This window comes from Priestia sp. SIMBA_032 (genome assembly GCF_046535215.1).
GTDB classification, from domain to species: Bacteria; Bacillota; Bacilli; order Bacillales; family Bacillaceae_H; genus Priestia; species Priestia aryabhattai.
In genome coordinates this window covers 1-243 of sequence record NZ_JAWRXD010001386.1, presented here as the reverse complement: position 1 = coordinate 243, position 243 = coordinate 1, and the positions used below count along the sequence as shown (strand labels likewise).

Sequence of the window (243 nt, the reverse complement as noted above, 5' to 3'; positions counted from 1 at the left end):
ACGACTGGCCGGAGATCGACCGCATCGTCACCGACTGCATTGAGGCGCAGCTGATGACGATCCCCCAGGCGCACCGCCACCTCGCGGCCCTGGGCTACCGGCTCTGGCTCGCCACGCTCTACCGCCGCGTCGAGAAGATCGACTCCAGCCTGCGCGCCCGGGCGGAGCAGAACGCCAAGCGACGCAAGGTCGTGGTCGGACGCCGCGTCATGCTCGCCCGCCAGGCCAGCAAGCGCCAGCAAC

General features: G+C 70.4%; 1 protein-coding gene. It reads left to right on the top strand.

The genetic code is table 11. The features are described from left to right. On the top strand, positions 1-243 hold a 243-nt coding region (locus tag SB717_RS38870), incomplete at both ends, for a hypothetical protein (RefSeq protein ID WP_410908597.1).